Source organism: Halalkalibacter sp. HAAS-P013 (assembly GCF_056619925.1).
On the sequence record NZ_JBWQTU010000005.1, the window covers coordinates 107220 to 125370 of the forward strand.

General features: G+C 39.0%; 20 protein-coding genes. 15 read left to right on the plus strand and 5 right to left on the minus strand.

Annotation, left to right across the window (positions count from 1 at the left end):
- The first annotated feature begins 8 nt into the window (after positions 1-8).
- From AC1FXP_RS08850 to AC1FXP_RS08870, 5 genes are all read left to right on the plus strand, one after another.
- Entirely contained in the window at positions 9-158 is a 150-nt protein-coding gene (locus tag AC1FXP_RS08850; protein WP_480060454.1) for a hypothetical protein, read from the plus strand.
- A gap of 162 nt (positions 159-320) precedes the next feature.
- Entirely contained in the window at positions 321-1079 is a 759-nt protein-coding gene (locus AC1FXP_RS08855; RefSeq protein ID WP_480060455.1) for an SDR family oxidoreductase, read from the plus strand.
- Positions 1080-1317: 238 nt separating this feature from the next.
- The gene (locus tag AC1FXP_RS08860) at positions 1318-1692 is read left to right on the plus strand and encodes a hypothetical protein (RefSeq protein WP_480060457.1); all 375 of its coding nucleotides are present in this window, start codon (positions 1318-1320) and stop codon (positions 1690-1692) included.
- A gap of 256 nt (positions 1693-1948) precedes the next feature.
- Positions 1949-2536, plus strand: a complete 588-nt coding sequence (locus AC1FXP_RS08865; RefSeq protein ID WP_480060459.1) for a cell wall hydrolase — start codon at positions 1949-1951, stop codon at positions 2534-2536.
- A gap of 195 nt (positions 2537-2731) precedes the next feature.
- A complete protein-coding gene (locus tag AC1FXP_RS08870) occupies positions 2732-2890 on the plus strand; it encodes a hypothetical protein (RefSeq protein ID WP_480060461.1) in 159 nt (52 codons plus the stop codon).
- 47 nt (positions 2891-2937) lie between these two features.
- Here the strand turns inward: AC1FXP_RS08870 and AC1FXP_RS08875 are convergent, their stop codons facing one another.
- On the minus strand, positions 2938-4035 hold the full coding sequence (locus tag AC1FXP_RS08875) for a M24 family metallopeptidase (protein WP_480060970.1): 1098 nt from the start codon (positions 4033-4035) through the stop codon (positions 2938-2940).
- 89 nt (positions 4036-4124) lie between these two features.
- Between AC1FXP_RS08875 and AC1FXP_RS08880 the strand changes: the two genes are divergently transcribed.
- The 4 genes from AC1FXP_RS08880 to AC1FXP_RS08895 all read left to right on the plus strand — a co-directional run bounded on the left by AC1FXP_RS08880 (position 4125) and on the right by AC1FXP_RS08895 (position 7696).
- Positions 4125-4979, plus strand: coding sequence for a YitT family protein (locus AC1FXP_RS08880; protein ID WP_480060463.1), 855 nt, complete (start codon positions 4125-4127; stop codon positions 4977-4979).
- A 78-nt stretch (positions 4980-5057) separates the two neighbouring features.
- Complete coding sequence (locus tag AC1FXP_RS08885; RefSeq protein ID WP_480060465.1) at positions 5058-5741, plus strand: metal-dependent hydrolase; 684 nt, start codon at positions 5058-5060, stop codon at positions 5739-5741.
- A gap of 309 nt (positions 5742-6050) precedes the next feature.
- Entirely contained in the window at positions 6051-6290 is a 240-nt protein-coding gene (locus AC1FXP_RS08890; protein ID WP_480060467.1) for a hypothetical protein, read from the plus strand.
- A gap of 98 nt (positions 6291-6388) precedes the next feature.
- Positions 6389-7696, plus strand: coding sequence for a DRTGG domain-containing protein (locus tag AC1FXP_RS08895; RefSeq protein ID WP_480060469.1), 1308 nt, complete (start codon positions 6389-6391; stop codon positions 7694-7696).
- A gap of 94 nt (positions 7697-7790) precedes the next feature.
- Here the strand turns inward: AC1FXP_RS08895 and AC1FXP_RS08900 are convergent, their stop codons facing one another.
- Positions 7791-8075 carry a YtpI family protein gene (locus AC1FXP_RS08900; RefSeq protein WP_480060471.1) on the minus strand — a complete coding sequence of 95 codons (285 nt, stop codon included), beginning with the start codon at positions 8073-8075 and terminating at the stop codon, positions 7791-7793.
- Positions 8076-8221: 146 nt separating this feature from the next.
- On the opposite strand from AC1FXP_RS08900, the gene AC1FXP_RS08905 reads away from it, so the two are divergent.
- Positions 8222-9154: a DHH family phosphoesterase gene (locus AC1FXP_RS08905; protein ID WP_480060473.1), complete on the plus strand. Its 933-nt coding sequence runs from the start codon at positions 8222-8224 to the stop codon at positions 9152-9154.
- Positions 9155-9493: 339 nt separating this feature from the next.
- Here the strand turns inward: AC1FXP_RS08905 and AC1FXP_RS08910 are convergent, their stop codons facing one another.
- From AC1FXP_RS08910 to ytrH, 3 genes are all read right to left on the minus strand, one after another.
- Positions 9494-9700 (minus strand): YtzJ family protein, encoded by a 207-nt coding sequence (locus tag AC1FXP_RS08910; RefSeq protein ID WP_480060475.1) that lies wholly within the window; start codon positions 9698-9700, stop codon positions 9494-9496.
- A gap of 99 nt (positions 9701-9799) precedes the next feature.
- The gene (gene ytrI / locus AC1FXP_RS08915; protein ID WP_480060477.1) at positions 9800-10306 is read right to left on the minus strand and encodes a sporulation membrane protein YtrI; all 507 of its coding nucleotides are present in this window, start codon (positions 10304-10306) and stop codon (positions 9800-9802) included.
- Complete coding sequence (gene ytrH, locus AC1FXP_RS08920; RefSeq protein WP_480060479.1) at positions 10303-10641, minus strand: sporulation membrane protein YtrH; 339 nt, start codon at positions 10639-10641, stop codon at positions 10303-10305. Before ytrH ends, ytrI begins: the two co-directional genes overlap by 4 nt.
- Positions 10642-10820: 179 nt before the next feature.
- Here ytrH and dnaE point away from each other — a divergent pair, with 179 nt between their 5' ends.
- From dnaE to accA, 5 genes are all read left to right on the plus strand, one after another.
- Positions 10821-14168, plus strand: coding sequence for a DNA polymerase III subunit alpha (dnaE, locus tag AC1FXP_RS08925; RefSeq protein WP_480060481.1), 3348 nt, complete (start codon positions 10821-10823; stop codon positions 14166-14168).
- Between the two features lie 152 nt (positions 14169-14320).
- Entirely contained in the window at positions 14321-15532 is a 1212-nt protein-coding gene (gene ystJ / locus AC1FXP_RS08930; RefSeq protein ID WP_480060972.1) for an NADP-dependent malic enzyme, read from the plus strand.
- Between the two features lie 33 nt (positions 15533-15565).
- Positions 15566-16231 (plus strand): FadR/GntR family transcriptional regulator, encoded by a 666-nt coding sequence (locus AC1FXP_RS08935; protein ID WP_480060483.1) that lies wholly within the window; start codon positions 15566-15568, stop codon positions 16229-16231.
- Between the two features lie 69 nt (positions 16232-16300).
- Entirely contained in the window at positions 16301-17146 is an 846-nt protein-coding gene (accD, locus tag AC1FXP_RS08940) for an acetyl-CoA carboxylase, carboxyltransferase subunit beta (protein WP_480060485.1), read from the plus strand.
- A 15-nt stretch (positions 17147-17161) separates the two neighbouring features.
- Positions 17162-18145: an acetyl-CoA carboxylase carboxyl transferase subunit alpha gene (gene accA / locus AC1FXP_RS08945; protein WP_480060487.1), complete on the plus strand. Its 984-nt coding sequence runs from the start codon at positions 17162-17164 to the stop codon at positions 18143-18145.
- Positions 18146-18151: the final 6 nt, after the last annotated feature.

Here is an 18151-nt window from a genome sequence, read left to right on the forward strand (position 1 = left end):
ACATCAACATGAAAGAACATAAATTAACGAACCACGTTTACGATGCAGAAGGAGAAATGTCCGTGCATCAGCAATTAATGGATTCTTATAGTCAAGGGACGCATGAACAGCGTCATCAAGACGAGATGGAGCACCAATACGATAAAACAAAGTATTAACTGCTATCCATATCATCATTAAAAGAGACTGTATTCATAGTCTATAGATAAACCTTATAACAGGTTTATCTATAGTAGCTATGGAACAGTCTCTTTTTTTACTATCTGTCTAAAACATAGTATCATTTACATGTAGAACCATATGGGTGAGGAGGAGTAGACATGCGTCATGCCTTCATTACGGCTGGAACGAAGGGATTAGGGGTACAAGTGACAGAATCTCTACTTGCTAAAGGATATTCTGTTACTGTAACATTTCGAAGTGATAAAGAAGTTGTGAAATTTTTGGAAGAGAAATGGGAGAAGTATACTGATCACCTGCAATTTGTTCAAGCTGATGTAACAAAAAAGGAAGATATTCATCGGGCAGTAGGTCTAGCAATGGAACGCTTTAAAAGAATTGACATCTTGATTAACAATGCAGGTCCTTATGTGTTCGAACGGAAGAAACTCGTTGATTACGAAGAGTCAGAATGGTACGAAATGATTGAAGGCAACTTAAGTGCTGTCTACCATTTATTACGGAACGTTGTCCCTATTATGCGAAATCAAAAATTTGGACGAATTGTTACATACGGTTTCCAAGGAGCCAATAGTGCACCTGGTTGGATATATCGATCAGCTTACGCGGCAGCTAAAGTCGGTCTAGTTTCGCTAATGAAGACCGTGTCAATTGAAGAAGCTGAATATGGTATTACAGCGAATATGGTCTGCCCTGGGAACATTTTAGGAAATATGAAAGAAGCCACGATTCAAGAGGCTAGGCAGCAGCCAGATGGTGACACCCCGATTGGTCGATCTGGAACAGGGGAAGATATCGCAAGGTCCATTTTGTTCCTTTGTGATGAAAATGCAGACATGGTCACGGGTACGGTTCTTGAAGTAACTGGAGGAGTCGATGTGATTCATCGGTATCGGTGATAGAGGCCCATCAAAAAAAGGAAGAGCGTCTTTTTTTGAAGAAGGATCAGGGAAGAGTGGCAATGGCTCCCCACGCTGCGCGCCTAAAGGAGAAGATAGCTCCTTTAGGCTTAAAAAAGCAGGCAGCGGCTCCGCACATTGCCAAGAGGCCCATCAAAAAAGGAAGATCGTCTTTTTTTGATGGGCCTCTTGTATAACATTCCATTATTTAACACACTTTAATGATGAGGTGATGTTTATGATGAAATGGTATGTTGTGTCTTTTGTTATGGTAGTTATTTTGGGTTTATGTTTGCCGGTTCAGGCGGCTGGGACAGAGCTGATGACAGCATTTTCTCTTAGGGTAACAGTTGTTGAAAATGGTGTTAATTATGAATGGGAATATGATAGTCCGAATCATTATGAATATGAGCAAGGAGAGCGGGTAGTAAAGGGTGCAGAGGCAAAAGAGAAAGTGGAAGAGATCGTCCAAGAATTAAAGCTGGATGAACATGCTGATGTAGACGATTTAGTAAAACGCCTAAAAAACTCATTTCATCCGGACATTGAGCGCCTAGATATACGCTATATGAATCAAGATAGTAAGTTGTTCACATGGGTTTGGGAAGCGTAGCAATTTTAAAGAGAAATCATGAAGTCATAGAGTAACGGCGTTTAGAGAAGGAAGATCATAAAAATATAATATTTTTAAGACCAAAATCGTGTTGATTTGGTCTATTTTTTTTTTATAAAGCCGAAGATTCCAAGAAATTTGCTAAACCTCTAAACAAATTGGTAAGCCTACCAATCATCTACTAATGAGATTCTTACGAAAAACTGTTAGTCTTTTTAAATGAGCCTGTATCATTACAAAAACAGGAGGGTAAACAATGAAAATTATATTTGTCTTTCTCATGACAGTAATCGTAGTAATCGGTTCCTATACTGCAAATAAAGTAAAAGCCAAAGCAAATGTGTCTAGTCAACTAGGTGACGTTTTGGAATTGTTGTGCGTGAAATATGGTTTTAACCAATTTGAAGAGAAGATAAAAAACGCATGTTTTGAGGACGAGCCTAATCTATTTATGACCTTAAAAGAAAACCGAGATGATGAGCTAACAATCTCTGATGAAGAAAAAGATTTACTTGCTCAACTCGTTCACGCCGAAGCAAAAGGAGAGCCATATGTTGGTAAAGTGGCAGTGGCAGAGGTCGTGCTCAATCGTGTGGAACATGAAGAGTTTCCTGATACAATTGAGGAAGTTATTTATGAAACGAATGCATTTGAACCTGTGCTAAATAACTCCATTAATGAACCAGCTGATCAGGATGCGTATGATGCTGTGGAAGAAGCGTTAGCCTATCAAGGAATTGAAGGCGACGTTGTTTTCTTCTATAACCCTGAGACAGCAACAAGCGATTGGATTTTTACGCGTGAAGTTGTAAAGGTAATAGGAAACCACGCATTTGCTATTTAATAAAAGGCCGTTCGGTGGATTCGTTTAATTAAAAAAAGAGAAAGCTGCATTCCGTTGTGATCTAACATTTGGGTGCAGTTTTTTTATTTCTAAGGTATTCATTTAGGTTCTAAAAGTGATCTTCAGTCACTCAAGCAGGAATGTTGAATGACGTTTTCGAAAGTAATAGAACGATAAAAAGAGGTGGGAGAAACGATGGCTAACGTTCAATTAGATAAACATAAAATCGATTCTCATAGGGAAGTTAACTGGTTACTGAATATTAGTATTTGCGTGGTAATGGTCTTGATTATGATGGTATATAATTGGTCGAAAGTACCATATGAGTGGAAGAAAGACAACAAACCTGAATAAAAAATGAAAAGTTTAGGGCACTGTTTTTCTCAGTGCCCTAGAAGCCATTACTTAATGACTTGTAGTTCTTTTGGGAATTCTGTTAAGCATTCATAGCCATCTGCCGTAATCAACACATCATCTTCAATTCTAACGCCACCTGTTTTTGGAACGTAGATTCCAGGCTCAATGGTAAAAGTCATTCCGACTTGTAGCTGATCTTTATTAGTTTCGTTAAGTGAAGGGAGCTCGTGGACTTCTGTCCCTAATCCATGACCAATTCGATGAGGAAAATAAGAGCCATAGCCAGCATCTGTAATAATGGACCTCGCTTTGCGGTCTAAATCGCCCAAAACGGTGCCGGCTTGACATAGCTTTAATGTCTCTGTTTGTGCATGCAATACGGTATTGTAGATGTTTTGCTGCTCTTCCGTTATTTGACCAAAGGCAATGGTTCTTGTTATATCAGAACAATAGCCTTCTAACACAACTCCTAAATCAAATAAAACAAACTCACCTTCCTGTAGGCGTTTCATACTTGGTTTGCCATGAGGATTAGCAGACCGCTCACCGCTAAGTACAAGAGTTCCAAATGACATTTCAGCAATTCCTTTTCGCTTTAACTCAAACTCAATCATTGCCAGTACGTCCATTTCCGTCCGTTCAGTCGAAAGAGCGTGCACGCCAACTTCAATACCATAGTCTGCCAGCTTTGCAGCCTCTCGTAAAATAGCAATTTCTTCATCACTCTTAATTAGGCGTAGATTCATTATTTTCGTTTCACAACAGATGAAGTCTGTTCCTCTTGAAAGCTCTCTTAATTGTTCCGCTCTAGCTACAGAGAGCAGACTTTTTTCAATGGCAATGTTGGAACCATCTATTTTTAATGAAGCTACATATTTTGAAATGAGCTCCCATGGATTTTCATGGTCACTATAACCAATAATATGATATTTCCACCCAGATTGTCGTACAAGGTCCTTCTCCATGTTTGGACAAATGAGGATAGGTTCTTCATTTTGAAAGACAAGCAAAGAAACTAGCCGTTCATGAGGCTCGCATCGAAACCCAGTAAGATAAAATAAATTGGCTTTTCCTTGAATAAAAGCATACGCTCCACTTTCGCCTTTTAACCATGTTTGCAAAGTTTGTAATCGATTTTCTATCATGATAACTCCTTTCAAAGCTTGTATGATTATTCTTAATTTAACATCATATGTTAAAATAAGATAGATAAGGAGAAGAGGGGAAACAAATGAAAACATTTTTTAATTACCTTACTTTAACGATTGGTTCGATCATCGTTGCAGCCGGTTTGGAACTAATTCTAGCACCGAATGGCCTTGTTGATGGTGGTGTAACGGCAATAGCGATCATGGCAAATTCTCAATTGGGATGGCCTATCTGGGCTGTATACCTAGCTTTGAATGTCCCTACTCTTCTTATTTCTGGACGGTTTATGGGGAGGAAATTTGTGATACGGACTTTATATGCTAATGCCGTGACAACGGCGGCGTTATGGTGGTTGGCTCCGATGCAAGCCATTACATCTTCAGAAGTATTAATTGTCTTATATGGAGGTTTGATGCTTGGTTTAGGAATAGGACTTGTCGTAAAAGCTGGAGGAGCAGTTGACGGAACGGAAATGGTTGCGATTTGGGTTAATAGACGTTTTCATATTTCAATTAGTACGTTTTTATTAGCTATTAACGCGATTATCCTTACAGCAGCTGCCTTTGTATTTACATTGGAGCAAGCGATGTTTAGTATTGCTGTTTTTTATATCGTTTCTAAAATGATTGATTTTGTTTTGGATGGTTTAAACCAGGGCAAATCGGTGATGATTATTTCAGAGAAACCTCATGTTATAGGCAACAAACTATTGGAAGAACTCGATGTATCCATCACATATTTGTATGGACAAGGTGGCTACACAGGAGACGAAAGATTAATTATTTATTGCATAACAAATCGGTTTATGTATCCGAAATTAAAAGATATCGTTCTCTCAATTGATTCAACAGCGGTATTAGAAGCTTCGTATGTGACAGAGACAACAGGAGTGAAAAAGCAAACGCTCTTTCAAAGTGGAGAAAGAAAAGAATCATAAATAGTTGCAGGAAATCTAGTAGTTGTTGGTTAAATAAATTGATAGGGAAAAAGATTATTTAAAAGGAGTCGATATTTAGTGAAGGTTAGTTATCATGGACATTCTGTTGTACAAATTGAAACGAAAAATAAGAGAATTATTATTGATCCATTTATTACAGGAAATCAGCTTACAGATTTAGATGCAAAAGAGCTCAAAGTTGATGTTATCCTATTAACACATGGACATAATGACCATGTTGGGGATACTGTTGAGCTTGCAAAGAAAAACGATGCCCTTGTTATTGCTCCTTTTGAGCTTGCTACATATTTAGGATGGCAAGGTGTCAAAACCCACCCAATGCATATTGGCGGATCTCATCAGTTTGAATTTGGTACAGTGAAGCTAACACAGGCATTTCATGGGTCATCATATACCGTTGAAGAAGAACAAAAAATTGTGTATACAGGAATGCCTGCAGGGATTATATTTACAGCTGAAGGGAAGACAATCTTTCACGCAGGAGACACGGCTTTATTTAGTGATTTAAAATTAATTGGTGAACGAAATTCAATTGATATAGCATTTTTACCAATTGGTGATAACTTTACAATGGGGCCAGAGGACGCCTCAGTTGCTTCAGAATGGCTTCAAGCTAAGCGCGTCGTACCAATCCATTACAATACGTTCCCTGTTATTGAACAAGACCCAGTTGAGTTTGCTGAGAACTTATCAGGAAAAAAAGGTCTTGCCTTAGCCGTTGGAGAGTCGGTTGAGTTGTGAGTTAGAAACATAGTTTCAGGGAAGGGTGAAGTATATGCTTCACTCTTTTTTCATTAATTGCTTCGAGCCTATTGAAAAAAGGGAAGAACACTCTTTTTTCATATTTTGAGAGAGCGAACAAGTGAGCAATGGCTCCACACGCCGTGCGCCATTTGAGAAGCCCGCTCAAATGGCTTAAAAGAAAACAGCGGCTCCGCTCATTGCTTCGAGCCTATTGAAAAAAGGGAAGTGCACCTTTTTTCAATAGGCTCTTGGTCTTTTCTGTTGTTTGGTGCATAGAATGTACAAACATGTAGTGGGGTGATGTCTTTGAAACAACGGTTGTTTTTGTCCTTTTTACTTGCCGTAGCAATGGTTGTGTATGGATTAGAATACTTACCGTTTGATGGCTCTGGAATGGACAGGGTGTTTGCTTGGTCATGGCTCGTGTTTGCGATGTTTGTGATTAGTGGAAATGGTCTCCACCTGTTATACCAAAAAAGACGTAGAAGACGCGTGGCTGTACCTATTCGATATGAAAGCCCATCACGTGAAAAACTGCGTGGCTAATAAGAGAGCCTTGATAGTCCGAACTTTCAGACGTATAATGGCATTAGTACAGAATACGTGTATCAGTACAACAGCTGAGTGAAAGTGTGGTGGCTATCATGGCTACAAAGCATGAGCAAATCATTGAATATATTACGAATCTTACAGTAGGAGAGAAAATCTCCGTACGTTCGATCGCGAAAGCTCTTACAGTTAGTGAAGGAACAGCTTACCGAGCAATTAAAGAAGCTGAGAATCAAGGGTTAGTTAGTACGATTGAACGGGTTGGTACCGTTCGAATTGAAAATAAGAAAAAAGAAAATATTGAAAAGCTTACATATGCAGAAGTCGTCAACATTGTAGATGGACAAGTATTAGGTGGTCGAAACGGGCTTCATAAGACGTTAAATCGTTTTGTCATTGGGGCAATGAAACTGGAAGCGATGATGAGGTATGTAGATCCAGGAAACCTCTTAATTGTTGGAAATCGTGATCAAGTCCATAAGGTTGGCTTAGAAGCTGGGGCTGCCGTTCTGATTACAGGTGGGTTTGGAACAAGTGACGAAGTGATTGAGTTAGCAGATGAGCTTGAACTGCCTATTATTTCAACGAGCTATGATACTTTTTCGGTTGGGTCAATGATTAACCGTGCGATTTATGACCAACTCATAAAAAAAGAAATTGTTTTAGTAGACGATATTTTGATCCCTTTTCAAGATACATTCTATATGACCACGCAAAACACGGTTGAGAAATGGCATGATTTAAATAACAAAACAGGCCACAGCAGATATCCTGTTATCGATGGAAATTTGAAAATTCAAGGGATGGTTGCAGCAAAAGATGTACTCGGCGCTTCAAAACAGACGTCAATTGAAAAGGTGATGACAAAGAACCCTATTACCGTAAATGAACGGACGTCTATTGCAGCAGTGGCGCATGTCATGGTTTGGGAAGGAATTGAATTACTTCCTGTTATTGATACTAAAAGAAAGTTACTAGGTGTAATCAGCAGGCAGGATGTCTTAAAAGCACTGCAAATGGCTCAGAAGCAGCCGCATATCGGTGAAACGATTGAGGATATAGTTACAAGCCGAGTACAGGATATTTCAACTTCAGAGGAATTAACCTTTGAATGTGAAGTAACGCCACAAATGACCAATCAGCTAGGGACAATTTCTAATGGAGTTATTACAACACTCGTAACGGAAATAGGCAGTCGTGTCATGCGGAAGTTTAAAAAAGGGGATTTGGTTGTCGAAAACATTACATTGTATTTTCTAAGACCAGTGCAAATTGATAGTGTGATTACAATCAAACCTAAGATTCTTGAAGTTGGACGAAAGCATGGAAAGATTGATGTTGAGCTATATCACGAATCAGCTATCGTTGGAAAGGCAATGATGATGGCTCAAGTGATTGACTAACGAACTAAACAATGGAAGGGTCTGCTCCGTATGGCATGTATGTTGGATATACAACATACATCATATCCTGGATGCAAGCCCTTCCTGTTTTTGATTAATCCTCTAATTGTGCGACGTAATGACGAGAAGCACGGTATCCATAAACGATGTTTGCAACACCAAGAATGGCAAACATCGCACCTACTACAAGGTCAACTACGCTTCTATTATAGATGAGTAGATTTGCACCAAACGCCGTTAGGAAAAATCCTAATGACAAAGAAGATTTAGTTTGATAAATTCGTTTTAATAAAGATTCTTTTGAGCGCCACATTCTAATCTTATTATATAAGAAAAAGACAGCTGAAATAATGATAATAATTGTTAACAGTTTATCCAACAAATGAACCTCCCTAAAATCTAGTTGGTTAAAAAAACTTATCGATCGTATGTTATAAGTATAACCTCTAGTAGCCATTGTATATCGAGAAGAGCGAATTTGCCAGTGGAGGAACAGTGAACAAGTACTTTAAGGAGGAAGAAATCATGATAAAAGAGATTCAAGAAACTATTAATCAATACGAGACGATCATTATCCACCGACATGAACGACCTGATCCTGATGCATTAGGATCACAGCTGGGATTAGCTGAAGTGATTAAAGAACGCTATCCAAACAAGAAAGTCCTCGTGGTAGGAGAAGAGGAGCAGAGTCTAGCTTTTTTAGGCAAGATGGATTTTGTTTCAGATCATGAATATAATCAAGCGCTTGTTATTGTATGTGATACAGCTAACATAGCTAGAATAGATGATAAACGTTATGATCAAGGCGTGTTCCTCATTAAAATCGATCATCACCCAAATGAAGAACCATATGGAGACCTACATTGGGTTGATACAACATATAGCTCGACGAGTGAGATGATTGTTGAATTTGTGGAACAAGGAAAAACAGCTGGGTATAAGCTAAATTCATCTTCTGCATTATTGTTATATGCTGGGATTGTAGGTGATACAGGTCGTTTCAGGTATACAAATACGACTCCAGAAACGCTACAAAGAGCAAGTCTTTTAGTTAAACAAACGTTTGATCAAAATGCCTTTTACTCGAATCTACATAAAAAAGATTTGAAAATTACGAGACTACAAGGGTATGTACTTCAACATTTTTCAATCATCGAAAATGAAGTTGGGGTGATGCGATTAACAAAAGAGGACCTAGAGAAATTTAATGTTACGTCTACAGAATCATCACAGCTTGTTAATACGTTCTCTGATGTAGAAGGACTGAAAGTGTGGGTGTTCTTTGTTGAAGACGAGGGCAAGATTCGAGTAAGGCTTCGTTCGAAAGGCCCCGTGATAAATAAGATTGCAGCTGAACATAACGGTGGAGGACACCCTATGGCTGCAGGAGCAACGGCATACTCGTGGGAGGAAACAGAAGAAATTGTGAAAAAGTTAGTTGATATGTGTAAGTAAAAAACTAGAGAGAATGAGGTTCCAAGGATCAGCAGAGAGGCCATCTGATTCATGAAAGCCAACAATAACTTACAGAAGCCAAAAGAGCATCAGGCTAAAACCGAGGGCACTGAAAAGGTAAAAACCAACCTTTCTCAGTGCCTTGATTAAGTAGCAATGGCTCCGCACGTTGCGCGCCTTCTATGAGAAAACCACTCATAGAAGGCTTTTTAATATATTGCAACGGCTCTGCTCATTGCTTGGAGGACACTGAAAAGGTAAAAACCAACCTTTCTCAGTGCCCTCTAAAACCTGATGCTCTTTCCTTACTACAATCGTTCTTCCTTTCTAGCAAAAACTCTATATTTTATTGATAGGTGTAAACCAAGATCCTACCTCAGTTATGTCTTCGTGTACATCAATTGTTTGTTTCTTGAGCTCGTTTCGGATGAGCTCGATCACTTCTTTTGATTCGGCAAATGCAGAAAAGCCACTTTTTATCTTTTCGACTTTTTTTAAGGCCATTTCCTTCCGATTGATCACCATTTCTTTTCCGGTAATGTCCATTAATATCCCTCCCATATCGTAATGAGATTCTATACTTATTATACAGTAGATTAGAAGAATAGACTGGAGTATGGCGCAACGTTCAAAAAAATATGATAATTAACTGTTGGAAGGAATAATTTTAACGATAATTCGAACAGTTGTATAAAGATGTACATGTTCAACTTCCAATTGATACCGTTTATCTCCAGCACGGAAAACTTTATTTTCGAGGTTGCTAATCATAAGGTCATTCATATTTGATACCGTTTCGATATCTTTTCGTTTAATATATTGCAATTCAGTTAAGGCCTGCTGCTTTAAATCTAATAATGTTAATTGATTAAGCCGAAGCTTGCGGTCGTTACTAAATTGTATATCTATTTCTTGGACAGTTAGTTTTTTTTGATTCTCTTCGTTCAGCCTGCTTTGTTCACTGCGTAATAAATCAATATCGTCTTGAAGCTCGTTAATGATCGCTTGCTGTTCAGATATTCGAAATACTAATCCTTCATACACTTGTCCATATTGATAGATAAAAAAGAACCAACCAATTATTACTCCTATGATTACCCCGGCAAAAAAACGCTTTACAGTCGGACGTTCATAAAAAGGAGGAATCCTCATGGTGATAATGACTCCCCGACAATCCACTGAATCAACACTGTTCCAGACTGCGCCCCGCATAAAGCAGCAAAGATCATAAACGCTGTTTTAAAAATATCGTCATGAGTTCCGTAAAAGAGGCCGCGCTCTATACTAGTAATTGCGTCAAATGTTCCACCGATTGCGGCAACGATGGCCCAAATCTTTAAGCTTCCGGCTAAATCATGCATCACTGATAACGGTGGTTTCCCTATTAAAAATGCACCAATACCACCAATGATGGCCCCACCGATGATAACGCCGAATGCGACAAAGAAATCAATAATTAACGTTGCGAGAAGTTCGCGACTTAGCATGTGGTTCCACCCACTTTCATTATTTCAGATCAGATAAAAGAGCTTATCCATATCATTTATAAGTAGAAAAAGTGAAAATTATGACTAGGAATTAAAAAGTCGTAAGGCCCTCTCATATTCATTGACACTAAATTTGTACTATACTAGAAATACAAAGGATGAAAGGTGAGGAGAGTTGAATGGAGATTGTTCAGACGCATGTGTACAGTGAATACAGTCTTCTATCATCAACGAATCGAATAGAGGAACTGGTTAAAAAGGCGAGAGAGCTTGGTTACAATACGCTCGCATTATGTGATCATCATGTTATGTATGGTGCTGTGCCTTTTTACCAAGCTTGTTTAGAATATAACGTCAAACCGATATTTGGACTTGAGTTAACGATTGAGTATAAAGAAGGAAAGTTTGGTCTTATTCGGGTTTATGCCAAGAATGAATCAGGATATGCAAACCTTCTTAGGTTAGCAACAAAAATTGGGCATCAACAATCAAAAGTACCTAGCTTAACAAAACAAGAAGTGGTCCCGTACTTTCATGATGTTTTAGTTGTCATTCCTTTTCAGAAAGGTCCATTAGATGAAGAGATTAATAATGGTCAATTTGACAAGGCGTTTACGTGGTGTGAGACATGGAAGGGGGGCACAAAGCGTACTGATTGGTTTTTGGAACTTCAGACATTAGATGGACAAAACGAAGATAGACAAGAAAAGGTAAAACGATTTTCAGAGAAAAGCGGAATGAAGCTTCTGGCTTCCCATCCGGCACGTTTTTTAGAAAGACAAGATGCGGCTTCCTATCAAGTAATTCGTGCGATTAGAGAAGGTGTGAAAGCAGAGGATTACCCTCTAAAACAAGAGGAGCGGTCCTTTTATTTACAGAGTCCAAGCGAAATGCGTGAGCGGTTTTCTAAGGAATCGCAATCTATAGCCAATACAAGTCACTTTGCCTCGTTGTGTTCCGTTCAACTCGAACTAGGACAACGAAAACTTCCTAAATTCCCTTTAGAAGATGCAAAGGCAAGTGATGTATTGCGGTCATTGTGTGAGGAAGGCTGCAAAAGACGGTATGGAGATCTAACAGACGAAGTGAATGCTAGGCTAAACAAAGAATTAGCTGTTATTAATCAAATGGGGTTTAATGATTATTTTCTAATTGTATGGGATTTTATGAAATACGCGAAAGAACAAGGGATATTAACCGGACCTGGAAGAGGGTCTGCAGCAGGTTCTCTTGTTGCCTATGTTCTTTACATTACAGACGTAGATCCTTTGCAGTATGACTTGTTATTCGAACGTTTCTTAAATCATGAGCGTGTTTCGATGCCAGATATCGATATTGATTTTCCTGATCACCGACGCGATGAAGTTATCGAATATGTGCAACGTAAATATGGTCATGAGCACGTAGCGCAAATTATTACATTTGGGACATTGGCGGCAAGGGCAGCCGTTCGCGATGTGGGCAAGGCACTTGCAATTGATAGTTATGTAATCGGTCAACTAGCAAAGGAAATCCCAGCAGTCCCTGGAACTACGTTAGAAAAAGCCATACAAAGTAGTACACGTATTCAATCGCTAATAAGTGATTCCAATGAGCTAGCCGCTCTTTGGGAAATCGCAAAAAAATTAGAAGGTTTGCCTAGGCATGCATCTACACATGCAGCTGGAGTGGTGATAAGTGCAGAACCTTTAACAGGTGTCATAGCACTACAAGCTGGGCAATCATCCATTTCACTCACGCAAGCAACCATGGATGTAGTAGAAAAGGTTGGCTTGCTTAAATTTGATTTCCTCGGATTGCGCAACTTGACATTACTAGAAAACATTGCTCGATTAATTGAGCATCATTATGGCTCGAAGGTAGATTTTTCTAGAATCCCATTAGATGACCAAAAAGCTTTCAAATTGTTAGGTAGTGGTGAAACCACAGGGATCTTTCAGCTCGAATCAGACGGGATGAGGCAAGTGCTCAAGCAATTACAGCCAACGGAATTTGAAGACATTGTGGCGGTTAATGCGTTGTACCGACCAGGTCCCATGGAGTACATTCCTTCTTACATTAGTGGAAAGCATGGAACGAAAGAAGTATTATATGCGCACCCAGACCTTGAACCAATATTAAGAAGAACGTATGGCGTTATCGTCTATCAGGAACAAATCATGGAAGTGGCTTCAAAAATGGCAGGATTTTTACTTGCACAAGCGGACAATCTTAGGAGGGCAATTAGTAAGAAGAAGAAGGGCGAGCTTAATAAGCATCGTGATGCATTTATTAACGGAGCAATGGATAAGGGCTACACCGAGCAAGTTGCAACTGAAGTATATGAATTGATTGAACGTTTTGCTGATTATGGATTTAATAGGAGCCACGCCGTTGCTTATAGTATGATAAGTTATTTGTTGGCTTATTTAAAAGCGAATTATCCTTTAGCTTTTTATACGGCTCTTCTATCAGGTGTGTGGAATAATGCAGATAAATTAGCTCATCACATTCGAGAGTGCAAAGAAGCAGGCTATGAGGTGTTTCCTCCTTCTGTATGTAAGAGCCACGTATTGTTTACAATTGAAGGAGAAGGCATACGTTTTGGATTACTTCCAGTTGCTCATGTAGGATTTCAAGCGGCCAAATGGATCGTACAAGCTAGAGAAAAGGAACCGTTTAAAGACCTTTTTCATTTTGCTGTTCAAACCGACCAAAAGATTGTAAATAAAAAAGCAATCGAAAATTTAATCAAGGCTGGGGCAATGGATGATTTTCACCCTGAACGGGCAACGTTATTATTTTCAGTTGAAGACGCATGGAAGTTTGCAGAAGAAGTGAATTCGTTTCAAGATGAAACAGAAGGGCTGTTTACACTTGATATTCAAACGCCTGAATACAAAGAAATGGAGCCGCTTCTTATTCAAGAAAAGTTAGATTATGAGAAAGAATCATTAGGATTTTATTTATCAGGACACCCTATTGAACAATATAAAAGCCAATTACAGGAGTTAGGGAGACTTACGTTACAAGATGCGTCCAAAAGTAAAGAAACAATTCGGGTGGCTGGACTTCTGACACTAGTAAGAAGGATTAAAACCAAAAAAGGGGAATCTATGGCTTTTGCGCAACTGACAGATGAATCAGGCAGTGGGGAGCTTGTTATTTTTCCACGAATTTGGGGAAGCTCACATCAAGCAGTCATTGACGGGGAATTAGTTATGGTAGAAGGTCACTATGATGAATCAAGGGGACGAGCCCAGTTTATTGTTGGAAAGATAGGATTAGTCAAATCAATTCTTGAGACAAGAGGAAATGTAACAACCTTGTATTTGCGAATTAGCTCGAACCATCAAACGCCAGTTATATTAGAACAGGTGAAATCGGCCTTATTGGAGAAACAAGGGAAAATCCCGGTCATCCTGTATTATGAACAAACGAAACAAACAAAACATCTAAGTGATGAGTATAGGGTCAAAGCCGATGAATCTTCTATCAATACATTAAAAAAGATATTAGGATATAATAATGTCATCTTAAAAGAATGATAAAAAATTCAGCTTTTGTACTTGGCTAATGAGCAGTTTTTCTATATAATTAGAAATGTTTTAGGTGGTCTGACCAGTAAAAGATCTTACAATTATCTAGAAAGAAGAAGGAGAGTGTCGTTGTGGCAACCACAAGAGAAGAAGCCTTACATATGCATCGTGTTAACCAAGGGAAACTGGAATCAAAAACAAAAGTCGCTGTTAGAAACGCTAAAGATTTAAGTTTGGCGTATTCTCCGGGGGTAGCTGAACCTTGTAAAGAGATTTTCGAAGATATTGAAACAGTTTATGAGTATACGATGAAAGGCAACATGGTTGCTGTTGTTAGTAACGGGACAGCCGTACTAGGACTTGGAAATATTGGTCCAGAAGCCTCTTTACCTGTAATGGAAGGAAAAGCTGTATTATTTAAATCATTTGCTGGGGTAGATGCATTTCCAATCTGCTTACGGACAAATGATGTTGAGAAAATTATTGAAACTGTTAAACTAATGGAGCCAACTTTTGGCGGGGTTAATTTAGAAGATATTGCAGCACCAGAATGTTTTGAAATTGAAGAAAGACTAAAGAAAGAAACAAATATCCCAGTTTTTCATGATGACCAACATGGTACTGCGATTGTTACTTTAGCTGGTTTAATTAATGCACTAAAGATTTCTGGGAAAAAGTTATCTGAAATAAAAGTTGTTGCAAATGGAGCAGGTTCAGCTGGAATTGCAATTATTAAGCTTATGCAGCGTATGGGTGTTCGTGATATCATTTTGTGTGACTCAAAGGGAGCTATCTTTGAAGGCCGCACGTACGGGATGAATGATATGAAAGCTGAGGTTGCAAAAAATACAAACCCTGACAGACTTGAAGGGAATTTAGCTGACGTTATTAAAGGTACGGATGTGTTTATTGGCGTTTCTGTTGCCGGTGCTTTAACAAAAGAAATGATCGAGAGCATGAATGAAAATCCTATCATTTTTGCAATGGCTAATCCGGTTCCAGAAATTATGCCGGAAGAAGCAAGAGCAGCAGGTGCCAGTGTAATAGGAACAGGTCGTTCAGATTTTCCAAATCAAGTCAATAACGTATTAGCATTTCCTGGTATCTTCCGCGGTGCACTGGATGTAAGAGCTACGCATATTAACGAAGAGATGAAGGTTGCAGCTGTTTATGCTATTGCTGACTTAATAGCTGAAGCAGATCTATCACCTGACTATGTTATACCAGCTCCATTTGATCCACGTGTTGCACCAGCAGTTGCAGCAGCAGTTGCTAAAACAGCGATGGAAACAGGTGTTGCTAGAAAACAGGTTGATCCAGAAAAAATAGCTGAAAAAACAAGAAAACTTGCCATTATCGGGGATGAAAAATAAATAATATGTTTATAACTGAGGTGAGGGTGACAAATGTCATCGGAACAACCGAAAGTCTATTTAGAAGTCATTAAGCAAATCAATAACATTATTAATGAAGATCAATTGGCAAGTGGGGACAAGTTACCATCGGAAAGAGAATTGAGCGACCGTCTTGATGTCGGTCGCTCCTCTGTTCGTGAGGCGTTAAGGGCTCTTGAATTATTAGATTTAATAGAAACAAGACGTGGTGAAGGAACCTACATAAAGGCTTTTGGTAGCTATCGGCTTGTAGAAATTCTCTTATCGTTTCTTCTTAAAGATGAAAATGCAAGGAAGGATTTGACAGAAACAAGACGAATAGTAGAGCTTGAAGCACTTAAATTAGCTTGCGAACGGATTACTGATGAGGCTGTTAATCAATTGGAAAAGTTGGTTAACCAGGCGAAAGAAGAATGGTCCCATGGAGACTTACCAGTTGAAGAAGACTATTTATTTCATAAGACAATCGTCGAGGCTAGTCATAATCGGTTACTCCTTAATCTGTGGGTCTCACTTGTTGAATATAATAAAGTTGCGATTGAGCGCTCATTAAAAAGGGAAGGACGGATGCTCGTCTCCCTTAATGAGCATGAGGAAGTCTATCATGCTTTAAAAAGTCGCGATCAACAAAGAGCGACAGAGGCGATGAGACGCCATTTAGAAAATAGTCGTTTTTAGCTTGTACTATTTACGGAGACAGAACCATATCCTGAATTAATAGTTAGCTTAGGCGAATGAGGTGGAAAAATGCTTAAGGATTTTTTGAAGAAAAAGAAAAGATACGCAACAATCCCTTCAGAACGAGCGAAACAAGAAGTTCCAGAAGGTCTTATGACAAAGTGTCCGTCATGTAGAACAATTATGTACACAAAAGAATTAAAGAAAAACTTATATGTTTGTGACTCGTGTGGACATCATCATCGAATGACTGCGTACGAGCGGTTTGAAAGTTTGTTTGATGAAGGGACATTTGTGGAATTTGATAAAAATATGATCGGGGAAAACCCGCTTAATTTCCCAACGTATGAGGAAAAGTTAGAAGCAGACCGTAAAAAAACGGATTTAAATGAGGCCATCGTTACTGGGAAAGGAACCATAAATGGTTACGGAGCAGTAATGGCTGTTATGGACTCTAGGTTCAGAATGGGGAGTATGGGTTCTGTAGTCGGAGAAAAGATTACAAGAGCCGTAGAGCATTCTATCGAAATGGGTGTTCCCTTTATTCTCTTTTCTGCTTCAGGTGGAGCGAGAATGCAAGAAGGCGTCTTAAGTTTAATGCAAATGGCAAAGACAAGTGCAGCCCTAGAGAAGCTAAGTCGTCAAGGAGGATTATTTATTTCGATTATGACTCATCCAACAACGGGAGGGGTCTCTGCAAGTTTTGCTTCCTTAGGAGATTATAATTTTGCTGAACCAAAAGCGTTAATCGGTTTTGCGGGTCGTCGTATTATCGAACAAACCATTCGTCAAGAGTTGCCAGAAGACTTTCAGACGGCTGAATTTCTTTTGAAGCATGGTCAATTAGATCGTGTTGTGTCTCGTCTTGAAATGAAAGAATTACTAACAACAATATTGGATATTCATGCTTCATAAAGGAGGTGTCTTAGCATGGCAAGTGAATTAGGATTTGAAAAACCAATTGTAGAATTAAAAAATAAGATTTCTGAACTTCGAACATTTACGGAAGAAAAAGAAATTGACTTAACTGATGAAATAACAAAACTTGAAAAGCGCTTACAACAACTTGAACGTGATATATATGGAAATTTACAGCCGTGGGAACGTGTTCAAATTGCTAGGCACAGTGAACGTCCTACGACTCTTGATTATATTGGAGAGTTATTTACTGATTTTCTAGAAATGCATGGAGACCGCCTATATGGTGATGACGCTGCTATTGTAGGTGGCATAGCGAAATATAAAGGGCGTCCCGTTACTGTAATTGGTCATCAACGCGGGAAGGATACAAAAGAGAATATCCACCGTAATTTTGGTATGCCTCACCCAGAAGGATATCGAAAAGCACTTCGTTTGATGAAACAAGCAGAGAAGTTTAAAAGGCCAATCATTTGTTTTATTGATACAAAAGGTGCGTATCCAGGGAAAGCAGCGGAAGAAAGAGGACAAAGCGAGGCCATTGCTAGAAACTTACTCGAGATGGCAGGTTTAACGGTCCCTGTTGTTTGCATCGTAATTGGTGAAGGTGGAAGTGGCGGTGCTCTTGCACTTGGAGTGGGCAATCATTTACACATGCTCGAAAATTCAACTTATTCAGTTATTTCTCCTGAGGGAGCAGCGGCCTTGTTGTGGAAAGATGCTTCTCTTGCAAAAAAGGCTGCCGAATCAATGAAAATTACTGCTCCAGACTTAAAGGAACTTGGTATCATTGAGGAAATTGTTCGTGAAGTAAAGGGAGGAGCTCACAGAGACCTTGCAGAACAAAGTGAAGCTATTGATGCTGTTTTAACAGAATCTATTTCGCAACTCTCTAAGTTGACAGAAGATGAGCTCGTTGAACAACGTTATGAAAAATATAAAAAAATTGGACAATTTACGCATGTAAGCGATACCATCGCTGTAAATAAAGGATAAGTGCTT